This window comes from Kribbella sp. CA-293567, from assembly GCF_027627575.1.
Taxonomy (GTDB): Bacteria; Actinomycetota; Actinomycetes; order Propionibacteriales; family Kribbellaceae; genus Kribbella.
The window spans coordinates 5,590,225-5,605,429 of sequence record NZ_CP114065.1 but is presented as its reverse complement, the minus strand read 5'-3'; the positions used below and the strand labels follow the sequence as shown (position 1 = coordinate 5,605,429).

13 protein-coding genes and 1 tRNA gene are annotated in these 15,205 nt (G+C 67.8%); 8 read left to right on the top strand and 6 right to left on the bottom strand.

Features of this window, described 5'->3' with window-relative positions:
• Positions 1-74: 74 nt before the first annotated feature.
• On the bottom strand, positions 75-1,493 hold the full coding sequence (locus tag OX958_RS25795; RefSeq protein ID WP_270132058.1) for an AMP-binding protein: 1,419 nt from the start codon (positions 1,491-1,493) through the stop codon (positions 75-77).
• A gap of 78 nt (positions 1,494-1,571) precedes the next feature.
• Between OX958_RS25795 and OX958_RS25790 the strand changes: the two genes are divergently transcribed.
• From OX958_RS25790 to OX958_RS25760, 7 genes are all read left to right on the top strand, one after another.
• Positions 1,572-2,150: a TetR/AcrR family transcriptional regulator gene (locus tag OX958_RS25790; RefSeq protein ID WP_270132056.1), complete on the top strand. Its 579-nt coding sequence runs from the start codon at positions 1,572-1,574 to the stop codon at positions 2,148-2,150.
• 4 nt (positions 2,151-2,154) lie between these two features.
• Positions 2,155-3,030 carry an alpha/beta fold hydrolase gene (locus OX958_RS25785; RefSeq protein ID WP_270132054.1) on the top strand — a complete coding sequence of 292 codons (876 nt, stop codon included), beginning with the start codon at positions 2,155-2,157 and terminating at the stop codon, positions 3,028-3,030.
• A gap of 80 nt (positions 3,031-3,110) precedes the next feature.
• The gene (locus tag OX958_RS25780) at positions 3,111-4,523 is read left to right on the top strand and encodes an amidase (RefSeq protein WP_270132052.1); all 1,413 of its coding nucleotides are present in this window, start codon (positions 3,111-3,113) and stop codon (positions 4,521-4,523) included.
• Positions 4,524-4,538: 15 nt separating this feature from the next.
• The gene (locus OX958_RS25775) at positions 4,539-6,122 is read left to right on the top strand and encodes an ABC transporter substrate-binding protein (RefSeq protein ID WP_270132050.1); all 1,584 of its coding nucleotides are present in this window, start codon (positions 4,539-4,541) and stop codon (positions 6,120-6,122) included.
• 1 nt (position 6,123) lies between these two features.
• A complete protein-coding gene (locus OX958_RS25770; protein WP_270132047.1) occupies positions 6,124-7,101 on the top strand; it encodes an ABC transporter permease in 978 nt (325 codons plus the stop codon).
• The gene (locus tag OX958_RS25765; RefSeq protein ID WP_270132044.1) at positions 7,101-8,951 is read left to right on the top strand and encodes a dipeptide/oligopeptide/nickel ABC transporter permease/ATP-binding protein; all 1,851 of its coding nucleotides are present in this window, start codon (positions 7,101-7,103) and stop codon (positions 8,949-8,951) included. Before OX958_RS25770 ends, OX958_RS25765 begins: the two co-directional genes overlap by 1 nt.
• Positions 8,951-9,700 carry an ABC transporter ATP-binding protein gene (locus OX958_RS25760; RefSeq protein ID WP_270132041.1) on the top strand — a complete coding sequence of 250 codons (750 nt, stop codon included), beginning with the start codon at positions 8,951-8,953 and terminating at the stop codon, positions 9,698-9,700. The genes OX958_RS25765 and OX958_RS25760 overlap by 1 nt, the downstream gene beginning before the upstream one ends.
• A 204-nt stretch (positions 9,701-9,904) precedes the next feature.
• Here the strand turns inward: OX958_RS25760 and OX958_RS25755 are convergent, their stop codons facing one another.
• The 4 genes from OX958_RS25755 to tenA form a co-directional block, all read right to left on the bottom strand.
• Positions 9,905-10,378, bottom strand: coding sequence for a hypothetical protein (locus OX958_RS25755; RefSeq protein WP_270132039.1), 474 nt, complete (start codon positions 10,376-10,378; stop codon positions 9,905-9,907).
• Between the two features lie 44 nt (positions 10,379-10,422).
• A tRNA-Lys gene (locus tag OX958_RS25750) sits at positions 10,423-10,498 on the bottom strand.
• 76 nt (positions 10,499-10,574) lie between these two features.
• Positions 10,575-12,128, bottom strand: a complete 1,554-nt coding sequence (locus OX958_RS25745) for a phytoene desaturase family protein (RefSeq protein WP_270132037.1) — start codon at positions 12,126-12,128, stop codon at positions 10,575-10,577.
• A complete protein-coding gene (tenA, locus tag OX958_RS25740; RefSeq protein WP_270132034.1) occupies positions 12,128-12,793 on the bottom strand; it encodes a thiaminase II in 666 nt (221 codons plus the stop codon). The genes OX958_RS25745 and tenA overlap by 1 nt, the downstream gene beginning before the upstream one ends.
• Positions 12,794-12,887: 94 nt before the next feature.
• Here tenA and OX958_RS25735 point away from each other — a divergent pair, with 94 nt between their 5' ends.
• Positions 12,888-14,660: an aminotransferase class V-fold PLP-dependent enzyme gene (locus OX958_RS25735; protein ID WP_270132033.1), complete on the top strand. Its 1,773-nt coding sequence runs from the start codon at positions 12,888-12,890 to the stop codon at positions 14,658-14,660.
• Here OX958_RS25735 and OX958_RS25730 read toward each other — a convergent pair.
• Complete coding sequence (locus OX958_RS25730) at positions 14,650-15,108, bottom strand: hypothetical protein (RefSeq protein WP_270132031.1); 459 nt, start codon at positions 15,106-15,108, stop codon at positions 14,650-14,652. The two genes, OX958_RS25735 and OX958_RS25730, sit on opposite strands and share 11 nt — an antisense overlap.
• Positions 15,109-15,205: the final 97 nt, after the last annotated feature.

The window sequence follows — 15,205 nt, the reverse complement described above, 5'->3', positions numbered from 1 at the left end:
AGTTCGCGTTTGAGAATTTTGCCGGCGCCTGAGGTGGGGAGGGAATCGACGAGCTCCAGGCTGCGCGGGGCCTTTTAGCCGGCGATCAGGGTCTTGGTGTGTTCGCGGAGGTCTTCGAGAGTTGGGGACTGGGCGGGGTGCGGTACGACGACGGCGTGGACGCGTTCGCCCCAGTCGGGGTCGGGGATGCCGATGACGGCGCATTGGGCGACGGCGGGGTGACGGGCTATGACGTTCTCCACCTCGGCGGAGTAGACGTTTTCGCCGCCCGTGACGATCATGTCCTTGAGGCGGTCGACGACGTAGAGGTAGCCGTGGTCGTCGAGATAGCCGGCGTCGCCGGTATGTAGCCAGCCGTTGTGGAGGGCGGCGGCGCTTTCGGCGGGTTTGTCCCAGTAGCCGCGCATGATGTGGTCGCCGCGGACCGTGATCTCGCCGACGGTGGCCTGAGGCACTTCGTTGCCGAGAGCATCGATGATGCGGAGTTCGGAGTGGGGTGCGGCTTGGCCTGCGGAGCGGAGGAGCCCGTTCTGGTGGTCGATGGGGGTCAGGATGGTGACGATGGGGGCGGTCTCGGTCAGGCCGTAGCCCTGGGTGAAGCTGACACTGGGTAGGACCTTCATCGCTCGCTCGAGAAGCGCCGCCGGGATCGGCGAGGCGCCGTACAGGACGGCGTGGAGGCTGGTCAGGTTGTAGTCGCCGATGGTGGGGTGGTCGACGAGCAGTTGGATCATCGTCGGCACCACCAGTACGTCGGTGACACCGTGTGCCGCGATTGCCTCGAAGACGAGCTGGGGTTTGAAGCTCGGGACGAAGACGTGCCGGCCACCGGCCAGGAGGGCGGCGCCCCAGACCGCCAGCGCAGCGAGGTGGAACATCGGCGCGCAATGGAGGGCCCAGGAGTCCTTGGTTGGCATGCAGCCGGTGGCTGCCGAACCGAGCCAAGAGGTGGCGAGGTTCGTGTGGGTCAGCATGACCCCTTTGGGGAAGCCGGTCGTGCCACCGGTGTAGAAGATGCCGGCCAAGGTGTCACCACCGCGGCGGGCGTCAGCCATCGGCTGAGACCCCGCGATCAGCGCCTCGTAGCCCAGCGCGCCGGGCCCGGAGTCGAGGTGGATCACCGTGGTCAGATTCGGTACGGCAGTCCGGAGCGCGGGAAGCATCGGCGCGAACGCGTCGTCGACGAACAGGACACGGGTGTCACAGTCCGCGAGTGAATAGGCGATCTCGGCCAGGCTCCAGCGGATGTTGACCGGGTTCAGTACGGCGTTTGCCCACGGCACCGCGAGCAGGTATTCGGCGTATCGGTCGGAGTTGAGGGCGAGGATCCCCACCCGGTCCTCTGGTTCGACCCCCAGACCGCGCAGCGCTCCGGCCAGGCGAGCGACCCGGTCGGCCACCTCCCGGAAGGTGCGGCGGCGGTCGCCGCAGATCGTCATCAGCGTGTCGGGTTGCTGTTGCACGGCCCGGTGCAGGCCTTGGGTCAGGTACATCGAACACCCCCTGGTCAAAGTGGGAAGATAGCCCTTACAGTTATTCCACTTCAAGGCGTAGCGTATTGGAGAGTACCTGTGGCTGGACGTCCCCGGAACCCCGAACTTGAGAAGCGATTGCTGCAGGCAACCTGGGACTTGCTGACCGAGCGCGGGTACGACGCACTGACGCTGGCTGAGGTGGCGACCGCGGCCGGAGCGCACCGCACGGACGTCTATCGGCGCTGGTCGAGCAAGGCCCAGCTCGTGGTCGACGCCTTGACCGAGCATCTGCCGCCGATTGTTGCTCTGGACACCGGATCGTTGATGACCGACCTCCGGTCGATCCTCGGTGCGTTCGCCGAATCCTGGTCCTCGTCGTGGATCGATGGCGTGGTCGCGCTCTCCGCCGACCTGCAACGGGACCCGGACGCGGAGCTGGCCTTTCGTCGGATGGCCGAAGGACGTGGCGCGGTGCTGTCCCAGGCGATCGATCGAGCGATCAGCCGCGGCGAGATCGCTGCCAGCACTGATCGTGCGCTCATCGGCGACCTCATCGAAGGGCCGCTGATGCACCGGCGGATCGCCGGTCGTCAGGCGCTCCCCCCGGAGTTCCTCGACACCCTCGCCGTCGTCGTCCACCAGGTTCTGACCGCAGGGTCCTCAGCGAAACGGTGATTCCATGGAGCTTTTCCCAGGCGACGGGCTGGCCGAGGCGTACGCCGTGCTCCCCGACGGCCGGCGTTTGCGCACAGTCACCGCAGGCGGGGGCGACGGCCCGCTCGTCGTCTTCGAGGCGGGCATGAGTGCGCCGGCCGCCTGCTGGGTGCACACTCAGCGCGAGCTCAGCGCGCACGCCCGCACGTTGTCCTACGACCGCGCCGGATACGGCGGCAGCGACGTCGACCCGGCCGCCCGGACGCTCGAGCGGATCACCGACGACCTCACGGCCCTGCTCGACACCATCGGCGAGACGCATCCTGTGGTCCTCGTCGGGCACAGTTGGGGCGGTCCGATCCTGCGCCTGTTCTCCGAGCGCCACCCAGACCGTGTTGCCGGGCTGGTGTTTATTGACGCGACCGTCATCGAGGTCATGCCCGAGAGCGACAGCAAGTTGCTGGTCAGATCGTTTGCGGTGATGGAGCTGCTGGCTCGGCTCGGCGGCAAGGGGGTCATCGTCAAGCAGACCTTGCCGCACTGGTCGCCCGACATCACCGCCGCCGATCGGGCCATCCTCGTGCGCGACTATGCCTGCGCCCGCGCCATGCGCGCCGCGCGCCGCGAGGCTCACCAGGTTGTCCCCGCCTTGCAGACCATGCGCAGACTTCAAGCGGCCGGAACACCGGACGTGCCGACGATCTGCCTCCAGGCAGGCCGGGTCGACCGCGGCATGAAGAAACGCCGCTCCGCCTTCAATGAGGCGACCGAGGCGCTGATGGCCGCCGTGCCGAACGGTCGGGTCGAGGTTGTCGCAGGCGCTGGGCACCTTGTCCCACAGGAGAATCCGGCCGCCACGCGGGACGCCATTCTCGAGATCCTGGCTCTCGCGCGGCACTGATCGCACCGAACGCTTGCACGGTTCGCCGGACAGCTCTACATTACTTCAACTGCACAGTGTAGCGAAATGAGGTGGTCGGGGTGCACGAGCTGTCTGCGACGGCGCAAGTGGCGGCACTACAGGCCGGGGAGTTCAGCTCTCACGAGCTGACCACGCACTACCTGGAGCGGATCGCCAAGTACGACGACGCGCTCGGCGCCTTCGTCACCGTCACGCCGGAGCTCGCGCTCGTTGAGGCGAAGCGGGCCGACCAGCGGATCGCTGCGGGTGACGGGTCGGCGCTGCTCGGCCTCCCGCTGGGGATCAAGGACCTCTACGTGACCGCCGGCGTACGGACGACTTTCGGTTCGGCAGCGCTTGCCGACACCGTGCCGGACGCCGACGGCTGGGCCACCGGCTTGTTGCGGCAGGCGGGCGCCGTGCTGGTCGGAAAGACCAACACCCCCGAGTTCGGCGCCACCTGCTACACCGAGAACGCGGTCACGGCGCAGCCGTCGGTCACCCCGTACGACGTGACTCGGTACGCGAGCGGTTCGAGCGGGGGTGGGGCCGCGGCGGTCGCCGCCGGGTTGCTGCCGGTTGCGCACGCCAGCGATGGGGCAGGCTCGATCCGCACCCCCGCCACGACCTGTCACCTGGTCGGCGTGAAGCCCAGCCTTGGTTTGGTGACGGCCGCGGTCCCGCCCGGCTCTTTCTTCCCCACCACGACCGAGGGACCGCTCGCGCGAACCGTCGCGGATGCGGCGCTCCTGCTGGACGTCATGGCTCAGCCGTGGATCGGGGACCTCAATGGATGGCGGCCGGACCAGTCGTTCGCCGCCGCGATCGCGAAGCCACCGCGGCCACTGAAGGTCGCCCTCTGGACCGACACCGGGCTGGACGACGTCAGCCCTCATCCTGAGTGTGTGCGGGCCGTCGAACGGACGGCGACCTTGCTCCGGGAGCTGGGCCACGAAGTTCGGGAAGTGCCGATCCCGGCTCGCTGGGAGGAGAGCGTCCGGCAGGCGATGCGGACGCACTTCGGCTATCTCGTCAACCTGGTCGTGGCCGGCCTGATCCCCGCGGAGCGCGCCGGCCTACTGACGCCGTACACGAAGTATCTGAACGACGTCGGTGCCAAGCTGTCCGGAGCGGACGTCCTGCAGGCACAGACGATCCAGGTTCGTTATGCCAGCGCCTTTGCCGCCACGGAGGCCGACGTCGTCCTGACGCCGGTGACGAGCGGGCCGCCGGTGCCGCTCGGGTACTTCGAGACCACCGGCATCGAAGGAATCATCGATCGAATGCTGGAGTGGTCGGTCTACACCCCGTGGGCCAACCTGACCGGCCAGCCGGCGGTCGCCCTGCCGTCACATCTCGACCACGACGGGCTGCCGTACGGCGTGCAGCTCGTCGGACGCCCTCGCCACGATCTCGAGCTGCTCGCGTTGGCCGCGCAACTCGAAAGTGCCGCCCTGTGGGGCGACGCACACCCACCCTGCTGGAGCCAGTAACGCTACGGAGAGAACATGAAGAGAATTTCTGCACCCGCTGCTGTTTGCGCAGCGGTGCTGGTCGCCTCGGGCTGCGGCGGCGCGAGCCCCGCGGCCGAGGATCAGGCCCTGGTCGACGGCGCCACGTTCACGTTCAACATCGACTCCGACCCCGGCAACCTCGATCCGCAGGCCGGAGCCAGCAGCTGGGTCCAGCAGCTCGGGCGGTTCGGCTACGACCCACTCATCCATATCGATGCCAACGGCAAGCTTCTGCCGGGCCTGGCCATCGCGTGGACGGTGGAGGGCAACCAGGTCGAACTCACCGTCAAGAAGGGTGTCACCTGCTCCGACAGTGCGCCGTTCACCGCAGCGGACGTGGCCACCAACATCGCCTGGGTCGCGGACCCGAAGAACAAGAGCCCGCTGCTCGGCGTCTATCTCCCGGCCGGCACGAAGGCGATGGCGGACGATACCGCGGGCACGGTGACACTGACCGCGCCGCGCGTCGGTTCGTTCGTGCTCAACGGGTTGGCGAAGCTCCCGATGGTCTGCGGCAAAGGCCTGCAGGACCGCAAAGTCCTGGCCCAGGGAATGTCCGGCACCGGCCCCTACACGTTGACGTCGGTTGCGGCGAACGACCAGTACACGTTGACGAAACGCGATGGTTACATCTGGGGACCGGACGGCTTCGGTACGGCGACCAGCGGTCTGCCGCAGAAGGTTGTGGCCAAGGTCGTCCCGAGCGCGACCACCGCCGCGAATCTCCTGCTCTCCGGCGGACTGAACGCCGCCACCGTGCTCGGACCGGACGTCAAGCGACTGCAGGGCGCGAACCTGTACACCGCCAAGATGCCGCTCCTGGTCGGTGAGATGTGGTTCAACCAAGCTGCGGATCGCCCAGCTGCCTCCCAAGAGGTCCGCGAAGCGCTCACACGTGCTCTCGACCTACCGCAGCTCGCCAAGGTCCTCACCTCCGGATCCGGTACGGCGCCGACCACGCTCTCGTCCGTCGTGCCTCTGGCGTGTCCCGGCGACTCGGTTTCTGCGGTCCTGCCAACCCATGACCTGGAAAAGGCGAAGCAGCTGCTGGACCAGGCGGGTTGGGTCGCGGGAGCAGGCGGCGTACGGGCCAAGGCCGGCAAGCCGCTGGCACTGACCTTCTCATTCAACACTGCGTTCGGGACCGGGATCTCGGCGGCCGGTGAGCTGGCCACGAAGGCCTGGACGGAGCTCGGCGTCAAGATCACGTCGAAGCCGAAGGACACCACCGCGATCAACGGGTCGCTGTTCGGGACCGGTGACTGGGACATCGCCTGGGTCGGCGTCGGCTCCAGCTCCCCCGACCAGCTGGTGCCGTTCGTCTCTGGTCCGGTGCCGCCGAGCGGGACCAACTTCGCGCACATCGACAATGCGGCGTACGGCGCTGTGATCGCTGCGGCAGCCAAACTCCAGGGCGCGGACAGTTGTGCCGCGTGGCTGAAGGCGGAGTCGGAACTCGTGGCTGATGTCGACGTGGTTCCGTTCGCGAACGATGTCATCCAGACCTTCGGCAAGGGCGCGCGGTTCGAGAACATCGGCGGTCTCGTGCCGTCGAGTATCCGGATGCTGGCCGGCTGACATGGTCACCGTAGAAGCCACGCCGGTGTTCGACCATCCCTGGATGCGGTTCGCGGCCCGCCGGCTTGGCCGGATCGTGGTGTCGGTCTGGGTACTGATCACGGCGGCGTTCCTGATGATCCACCTCGTGCCTGGCGACCCCGTGCGCACCGTGCTCGGGCCGACCGCCACGGCCGAGGTGGTCGCCGCCAAGCGCGAGGCGCTCGGGCTGAACGATTCGCTGTGGCTGCAGTATGTCCACTACCTGCAGGGCATGCTCAGCGGCGACCTCGGTACGGCGCTCACATCGAATCTGCCGGTGTCCCAGGTGATCGGTCAGCGGCTGCCGACCACCGCCACGCTCGCAGTGCTGGCGTTCTTGCTCGCGGTCGTGGTCTCGATCCCGATCGGGGTGTTCATGGGCGTGCTGACGCGCGGTGGACGTGCTCGGCGTGCCGAGTTGTCCTTCACCAGCATGAGCGTCGTGCTGGGTGCGATTCCCGAGTTCCTGCTGGCGGTGGGGCTGGTCTACGTGTTCGGGGTGAGTCTCGGCTGGCTGCCGGTGGCCGGCCGATCCGGACCTGCGTCGTACGTGCTGCCGGTGGTTGCGCTCGCGATCGGACCGGCCGCCGTACTGAGCCGGATCGTGCGGGTGGAGATGCTGAGCGTGTTGTCGGCCGACTACGTGCGGACTGCGCGGGCCAAGCGGCTTCGGCCCGCGGCGGTGTACTTCGAGCATGCGTTGCCGAACACGCTGACCGCGACGCTCACGCTCGGCGGGCTCTTGCTGAGCGTGATGGTCGCGGGGACGGTGCTCGTGGAGAACGTGTTCGCGTGGCCGGGGCTCGGGACCACGATGATCAGCTCGATCCTGGCCCGCGACTATCCGATCGTCCAGGCAATCGTGCTCGTGTACGGCGTCGGAGTCCTGCTGGTGAATCTCGTCGTCGATGTGGCTCTCGCGGTGCTTGATCCGCGGTCCGCGATCAGGGAGAGCTGATGAGAAGTCGATGGCTGTCGGTACTGCGGACGCCCGTTGGGCTGAGCGCCGGGCTGCTGCTGTTCGCCGTGCTTGCGCTGGCGGTGGTCGCTCCGATGTTGTGGTCCGGACGAGCCGATCACGTGAACACGGACGCGATGCTGGAGGGGGCGTCGGCCCGGCATTGGGTCGGTACGGATGACCTCGGGCGGGACCTGTTCTTCCGGGTGCTCGTCGCGACCCGGTTGTCGATCCAGTTGGCCTTGATGGCCACGCTGATCGCAGTCGTGGTCGGTCTCGTCCTGGGGACGCTCCCCGCGCTGGTCGGGCGGCGCCTCGGACGACTCGTCGTCGCAGCGGTCAATGTGGCGGTGGCCTTCCCGGGGCTTCTGCTGGCGTTGTTCTTCGCGGTGATCTTTGGTGTCGGTGCGCCTGGCGCCGTGCTGGCGATCGGGTTGGCGAGTGCACCGGCCTTTGCGCGCTTGACGCAGACACTCGTGGCTGGGGTGATCTCGCGGGACTACGTGGCTGCGGCTCGGACCGCTGGGATCGGGCGGTTCCGGGTGCTGCTGCGACATGTGCTGCCGAATATCGCGGAACCGCTCGTGGTCAACGCCACGATCGGCGCTGGTGGCTCGCTGCTCGCGTTTGCCGGATTGTCGTTTCTCGGGCTGGGGGTGCAGGCGCCGCAGTACGACTGGGGACGACTGCTGGGTGACGGTCTGGACGGGATCTATGTGACTCCTGCGGCCGCGTTGGCGCCTGGCGTGGCCGTAGTGATCACGGGGCTGGCCTTCAACCTGTTCGGCGAGGCTGTGGCCAAGGGTTTCGGCTTGACGACGCCCGTCGGACGGTTGCTGCAAGCACCTAGTGTGCCGGTAGCAGTCGACGTACCGGAGCTCGATACCGAGCATGTGCTGGACGTCCGGTCGTTGTCGGTCACGCTGCCGAACGGGCTTCAACCGGTGCGTGAGGTGAGCCTGCGAATCCGGCGCGGTGAGGCGGTCGGTGTGGTTGGCGAGTCCGGATCCGGCAAGTCGCTGACAGCGCTCGCGATCGCGAAACTGGTCGAGGAACCCATCCGGGTGACGGCGTCGCGATTGCGGTTCCGAGGGACGGATCTGCTGACGGGATCACATCGGCGGTTGCTGGGCACGTCGCTGGCGATGGTCTTCCAGGATCCGATGACCGCCTTCAACCCGGTACGCCGAATCGGCGCCCAATTGGCCGAGGGCGCCCGCGAACATGACGCTCTGACGCGGAAAGCGGCGTACGCGCGAGCTGTTGATCGGCTGCGGGCGGTGCGAATCCGGGAGCCGGAACGGCGCGCGGGCCAGTATCCGCACGAGTTTTCCGGTGGGATGCGGCAACGTGCGCTGATCGGAATGGGAATGATGGGCAAGCCCGCGCTGATCATTGCCGACGAGCCGACCACGGCGCTGGATGTGACTGTGCAGCAGCAGATTCTGCAGTTGCTCGAGGAGGTCCGGCTGGCCGACGAGGTCGCGCTGCTGCTGATCAGCCACGACGTCACGGTTGTCAGCGCGATCTGCGATCGGGTGCTGGTGATGTATGCCGGCCGGATCGTCGAGGACCTTCCGGCCTTGGAGCAGGCGCGGCACCCGTACACGCGAGCCCTGGTGGCGGCGGTACCGACTATGCAGACGTCGTTGGAGGAACCGCTCGCGGTCATCCCGGGGCGGATGCCAGACCTGGCGGAGGTCTCGGCCGGTTGCGCTTTCGCACCGCGCTGCCCGCTGGCCGACGACCACTGCCGCCAGGTCGAGCCGCCGTTGGAGACGTCGTCCGACGGCGGACGCGTCGCCTGCTGGCACGCCCACGACCTGGCTCTCGCCACTCAGGGGTCCTGATGCCTGAACTGCGCTTCCAATCCGTCACCATCCGCTACGGCCACGGCCGCCACCGTCTGACCGCGGTCGACGACGTCAGCCTGACTGTGCCGTCGGGCGAGATCGTCGGACTGGTCGGTGAATCCGGTTCCGGCAAATCGACGCTGGCCCGCGCCGCGGTCGGGCTGGCCCCGATCTCGGCCGGCCGGATCACCCTCGACGGGCAACCGATCGACGTACGGGCTGGGGTGCGACGGTCAGTGCAGATGGTCTTCCAGGATCCCTATCAGTCGCTCGATCCGCGGATGACCATCGGGAAGTCGATCGCCGAGACCATGCCCAAGGGCTCGGACCGGGCCGCCGAGGTCCGTCGGCTGCTCGAACTCGTCGACCTCGATCCCGCACGGGCGGCTCAGTTCCCCGTGCAGCTGTCCGGCGGCCAACGGCAACGCGTCGCCCTGGCGCGGGCCCTAGCCGGAAAGCCGGAGGTGATCATCGCCGACGAAATCACCTCAGCCCTCGACGTCTCCGTCCAAGGCACGGTCCTGAACCTGATCCGCGAGCTGCAAGCTCAACTGAGCCTGTCGATGTTCTTCATCTCCCACAACCTGGCCGTCGTCCGGTACGTCGCCAGCCGCGTCGTCGTCATGTACCAAGGCCGCATCGTCGAGCAGGGCCCGACAACCGACGTACTGGCCGACCCGCAACACCCCTACACCCGCGAACTACTGGCCTCAGCTGCGGGGGTGCGCGCGAGCGGGGTGGCGTAGCAACCAAAGCGCGCCGACTGTGATTGTGAAGACACCGGGCTGACCCGACTGTACGCGGTCAGCCGGATCCGGACCGAAGGAACGCTGCCCTCGGCATCGATCGACATGTGCGCGAAGAACGGCGGCACGGCTGCGTGCGGGTCTTCGTCGCCCGCCTCGGGAAACTCCAGATCGACCTCGAGCCACAGCGTCGGCAGTTCCTCGTCAAGATCCGGCGCCGTCAGCGCGATATGGAAGTCCTCCCGGCGAACGGTCCGCTGCGAGACCAGAGGGCTGAAGAGCCGGGACAGCTGATTCGATGGGTTGGATTCTGTTTTTGGGCCAGTCGAGAGTTCTGGCGACTTCTTCGCGGGTGAGGCCTGTGCCTTCGACGCGGGCGATGGTGTGGCTGATGTCGACGATGGCTGCGTCGAGGTCGACTTGGAACCAGAGGACGGCGAGGGATTCGCCGATACGGGCGCCGGTGCCGAGCACGAAGGTGACCAGGTCGGCCCGGACGACTGTTTCGTCGGCTTGAGTTGTTTCCGGAGGAGGTGTGAGGTGACACACAGTCACGAAACGGTGAAGGCGCGGGTGATCGCAGATCTGGGCGATGGAGGATGCGGGATCGGCCGCCGGGGCCTCGGCTGAGAGCGAGGCTCGCCAGCGTGGTGGGTCAGTGGTGTGCGCGAGATACACGAAAGCCCTGGAACAGATTGCGATGTCTGCCAGGGCTTAGGTGTTGGTGCGCCGCCAGGGACTTGAACCCCGAACCCGCTGATTAAGAGTCAGCTGCTCTGCCAATTGAGCTAGCGGCGCATGTTCAGTTTTGCGGTGTTGCCTTCGAACGAAGAGGAGCTTAGCAGGGGATTCGGGTGGATGTGAAATCGGTTCTTCAGGGGCGTTGGGTGAGGACGGCCTGGGCGGCGTTGTGGCCGGCGATGCCGCTGACGGCGCCGCCGCGGCGGGCGCCGGAGCCGCAGATCAGGAGGTTGGCGACGTCGGTCTCGACGCCCCAGCGGCCGGCTTGGGAGTCGTCTTCGGCCCAGGGCCACTGCAGGTCGCCGTGGAAGATGTGGCCGCCCGGCATGCCGACGGATTCCTCGATGTCGAGCGGGGTCTTGGCCTCGATGCAGGGGTTGCCGTCGGGGTCGCGGGCGATGCAGGGGTCGAGCGGTTCGGCCAGGTAGGACTCCAGGCCGGCCAGTGTGCGGCGGACGGACTCGGCCCGGGCCGCCTCGTTGTCGGCGGCAAACAAGCGGCTCGGGAAGTGGACGCCGAAGACGGTCAGGGTTTGGTGGCCTGAGGCAACGAGTTCGGGGCTGAGGATGGACGGGTCGGTGAGGGAGTGGCAGTACACCTCCGACGGCGGTACGGCGGGCAGCGAGCCGCCGGCGGCCGACCGGTACGCCGTCTCGAGCTGGCTGTAGTCCTCGTCGATGTGGAAGGTGCCCGCGAACGCCTTGGTGGGATCGTCGCCGCTCCGCAGTCGGGGGAGCCGGGAGAGCAGCAGGTTGATCTTCAGTTGCGAGCCTTCGGGCTTGGCCACGACCGGCCGGCCACGCAGCGCGTCGAGCGTCGCGGGCGCGACGTTGGCGAGCACGTACGAGCAGTCGACGGATCGCTCTCCGTCACCGCCGAGCCAGGTCACCGAGCCGCGCTTGCCGTCGGCTTCCACCGAGGTCACAGCGGCGTCGACGACCAGCGAGGCGCCTGCCTGGCGGGCTGCCTTGGCGAGGGCGTCGGTGACCGCGCCCATGCCGCCGACGGGCACCCGCCACTCGCCGGTGCCGTTGCCGATCAGGTGGTAGAGGAAGCAGCGGTTCTGGATCAGCGACTCGTCGTGCAGCCCGGCGAAGGTGCCGATGACCGAGTCGGTCGCCACCACGCCTCGTACGGTGTCGTCCTTGAACCGGCGCTCCACGACCTCACCGAACGGCCGCTCGACCAGTTCCTCCCACAGCACTGGGTCTACTTGCTTGCGGATCGCCGCGACGGTGGTGAGTGGCTCTAGCAGAGTAGGCGCGACCACACTCGCCAACGAGGCGACGGAGTCGTAGAAGGACGTCCAGGCCCCGTACTCCGAGTCGCTGCCGGTCAGCGCCCTGAACGACTCCCGCGTCGCCGCACCCTCGGGCCGCTCGACCATGAGCCCCAGGTCGCGCCCGTCCCGGCGTACCGGGGTGTACGACGCTACTGAGCGCGAGCGGAGCTCCAGCGACAGGCCCAGGTCGGCGACGATCTTGTCGGGCAGCAGGCTGACCAAGTACGAGTACCGGGAGAGCCGGGCGTCGACACCCGGGAACACCTGCTGGCTGACCGCTGCGCCACCCGTGTGCGCCTGCTGCTCCAGCACGAGCGTGCTCAGCCCGGCGCCGGCCAGGTAGGAAGCCGCGACGAGGCCGTTGTGGCCACCGCCGACGATGACGACGTCGTAGAAGTCCCTCATCAGACCGGCCAATCCAGTTCGCGGTACGCGGCGTCCCAGAACATCCACTCGTACCTGGTGGTCGTGGCGAAGTGCCGGTGGCAACGCTCGCGTTCACCCGGGCCCACCTCGGCGCCGAGCCGGTCAGTCACCGCCAGCACCGACTCTACGACGGCATCGAACTCTTCGGACCCGTACGCCGCGATCCACTCCGCGTACACGGGGTCCGGCGAGGAGTGCTTGAGCAGTTCGCGGCCCACGTCGCGGTAGATCCAGTAGCAGGGCAGCACCGTCGCCACTGCCTCGGCGTACGTCCCGGTGGCGCAGACGGCAGTCAGATAAGACATGTACGCCGTTGTGGTGGGCCCGGAGCCGATGGAGTCGACGTCGGCGGAGGTGAGGTCCAGTGAGCCCAGCAGCGAGCTGTGCAGTTCCCGCTCGACCTCGATCGCGTCGGCCGCGTGCCGGGCGAACATGCTGACCGCGTCTTCGTCCACGGCCCGGGCGGCGACCAGCGCGAGAGCGCGGGAGTAGGAGCGCAGGTAGTGGCTGTCCTGGACGATGAAGTAGCGGAACGCGTCGCGACTCAGCGTCCCGTCGGTCAGCCCCGTGATGAAGGGGTGCTGGACGATCTCGGCGTACACCTTGGCGGCGCCGGACTCCCACAGCTCCTCGGAAAACGTCATCCCCAGCTCCTCCTGCTCGACTGCGACCGACCCTAGCCGCCGGAGTCCGGGCTGACACACGACGAAGATCACCTGGCGGCCTTACCCTGGCGCCATGACGATGCAGGGGGAGAGCCTGAGCAGCGCCGCGGCGGCTGCCGGCACCGGTACGGACCAGGACGCCGGCCGCGACCTGATGCCGCCGGACACCCCGCTGCTGGCGCGGATCCGCGCGTCGGTGATCGGTGACGACCAGGTGATGCCGGGTCCGTACGGCCCGCGCCGGGTCACGTACGCCGACTACACCGCGTCCGGCCGGGCGCTCGGTTTCCTCGAGGACTTCATCCGCGAGGAGGTGCTGCCGCGGTACGCGAACACCCACACCGAGTCCAGCGGCACCGGCCTGCAGACCACCCGGTTGCGCGAGGACGCGCGCAAGATCATCCACGACAGCGTCGGCGGGGACGACGAGACCGCGGTGATCTTCTGCGGCTCCGGCGCGACCGGCGCGATCGACAAGCTGATCGGCGTCCTCGGCCTGCGGATCCCGGCCCAGCTCGACGACGAGTACCGGCTGACCGAGCAGATCCCGCTCGAGCAGCGGCCGGTGGTCTTCATCGGCCCGTACGAGCACCACTCGAACGAGCTGCCCTGGCGCGAATCGATCGCCGACGTGGTGGTGATCGGCCAGGACGGCGACGGGCACATCGACATCCCGCTGCTGGAGAGCAAGCTGCTCGAGTACGCCGATCGCCCGCTCAAGATCGGTTCGTTCTCGGCCGCCAGCAACGTCACCGGCATCGTCAGCAACACCCACCGCGTCTCGGCTCTCCTGCACCGGCACGGCGCGCTGTCGTTCTGGGACTTCGCCGCCGCCGCGCCGTACATCGAGATCGACATGTACGGCGGCCGCGACGCGGATCCGCTGGCCTACAAGGACGCGATCTTCCTCAGCCCGCACAAGTTCATCGGCGGCCCCGGTACGCCGGGGGTGCTGGTGGCCCGCCGCGAACTGCTGCGCAACCGCGTTCCCGACGTACCGGGTGGTGGCACGGTCGCGTTCGTGAACCCGACGGGACACCGCTATCTCGAGGACCCGGTCCACCGGGAGGAGGGTGGCACCCCCGCGATCATCGAGTCGATCCGGGCCGGCCTGGTCTTCCAGCTCAAGCAGAAGGTCGGCATCGAGGTGATCCGCGCCCACGAGGACGCCTACCTGCGGCGCGCGGTGGAGGCCTGGCGCGACGAACCGGGCCTGCAGATCCTGGGCAACCTGGACGCCGAACGCCTGTCGATCGTGTCGTTCGTGGTGAAGGCGCCCTCAGGCCGCTACCTGCACCACAACTACGTGGTGGCCCTGCTGAACGACCTGTTCGGCATCCAGTCCCGTGGCGGCTGTTCCTGTGCGGGCCCCTACGGCCACACGCTGCTCGACATCGATCTGGCCCGCTCCGCCGAGTTCGCCGAGGAGATCGTGCACGGCTGTGAGGGCATCAAGCCCGGCTGGGTGCGCGTCAACTTCAACTACTTCATCTCCGAAGCGGTCTTCGAGTACGTCGTGGAAGCGGTCAAGCTGGTGGCCCAGGAGGGCTGGCGGCTTCTCGGGGACTACCGGTTCGACCCCGCGAGCGGTCTCTGGAAGCACTACCGGGGACCGGTCGAGCCGCCGATGCGTCTGTCGCAGGTCGGCTACGACGCCGATGGCAAACTCCGCTACCCCCGCCACGACGACACCGCCCCGGAGGAAGCTCTGGTGGGCTACCTGGTGGAGGCGCGCGAACTGCTGGCGGCCTGCCACCACGCGCACTCCGACCCCGAGGCGACGGTGAACGAGGAGTTCGACCACCTCAGGTGGTTCGACCTCCCGTCGAGCTGCATCACGAAGTAGCTGCGCGCAGAGCCTCTTCGTACTGACCGCTTTCGCCCACCGTCCAGGGCACCCCGTTGAGCAGCAACGTCCGCTTGCCCACGGGTGCTTTGGTGACCGCGAGCACCGGCTCCGCCTTCAACTTGCACCCACCGCGATACCTCCGCTGGGTCACCCGGACGTCAACCGCTCCAGGACCCTCGGCGTACGTGATCGCCTGAGGCTTCTGCGCACACCCGGTAGGCGTGGCGACAATCAGCACCAGCGCCCGCGGATTCCCCTCCACGACCTGCACTTCCATCACCCCGGCAGCCGTAGGCCGAACCACCCGCTGAGCAGGCGAAGGCGAAGCACTCGGACTGGCAACCGCCTCCGGAACACTCACCGGCGCCTCTTCGGCACCAGAAGACCCGAACACCTTCGCCAGCACGAACACCCCGAACGAGAGCACCCCCACCAGAAAAGTCACCAGAACAGCAACCCCGTACCCGAACCACACAGACCCCGACGCTTTCACCCGAAAGATCCTCGCAGCCCGGCAACCTCAAACCAACAAGACCCGCCAC

Coding starts and splice junctions, on each gene's coding strand:
- tenA (WP_270132034.1), bottom strand. CDS start 12,793: ATGACGTTTTCCGAGGAGCTGTGGGAGTCCGGCGCCGCCAAGGTGTAC.
- OX958_RS25795 (WP_270132058.1), bottom strand. CDS start 1,493: ATGTACCTGACCCAAGGCCTGCACCGGGCCGTGCAACAGCAACCCGAC.
- OX958_RS25775 (WP_270132050.1), top strand. CDS start 4,539: ATGAAGAGAATTTCTGCACCCGCTGCTGTTTGCGCAGCGGTGCTGGTC.
- OX958_RS25735 (WP_270132033.1), top strand. CDS start 12,888: ATGACGATGCAGGGGGAGAGCCTGAGCAGCGCCGCGGCGGCTGCCGGC.
- OX958_RS25765 (WP_270132044.1), top strand. CDS start 7,101: ATGAGAAGTCGATGGCTGTCGGTACTGCGGACGCCCGTTGGGCTGAGC.
- OX958_RS25745 (WP_270132037.1), bottom strand. CDS start 12,128: ATGAGGGACTTCTACGACGTCGTCATCGTCGGCGGTGGCCACAACGGC.
- OX958_RS25760 (WP_270132041.1), top strand. CDS start 8,951: ATGCCTGAACTGCGCTTCCAATCCGTCACCATCCGCTACGGCCACGGC.
- OX958_RS25770 (WP_270132047.1), top strand. CDS start 6,124: ATGGTCACCGTAGAAGCCACGCCGGTGTTCGACCATCCCTGGATGCGG.
- OX958_RS25785 (WP_270132054.1), top strand. CDS start 2,155: ATGGAGCTTTTCCCAGGCGACGGGCTGGCCGAGGCGTACGCCGTGCTC.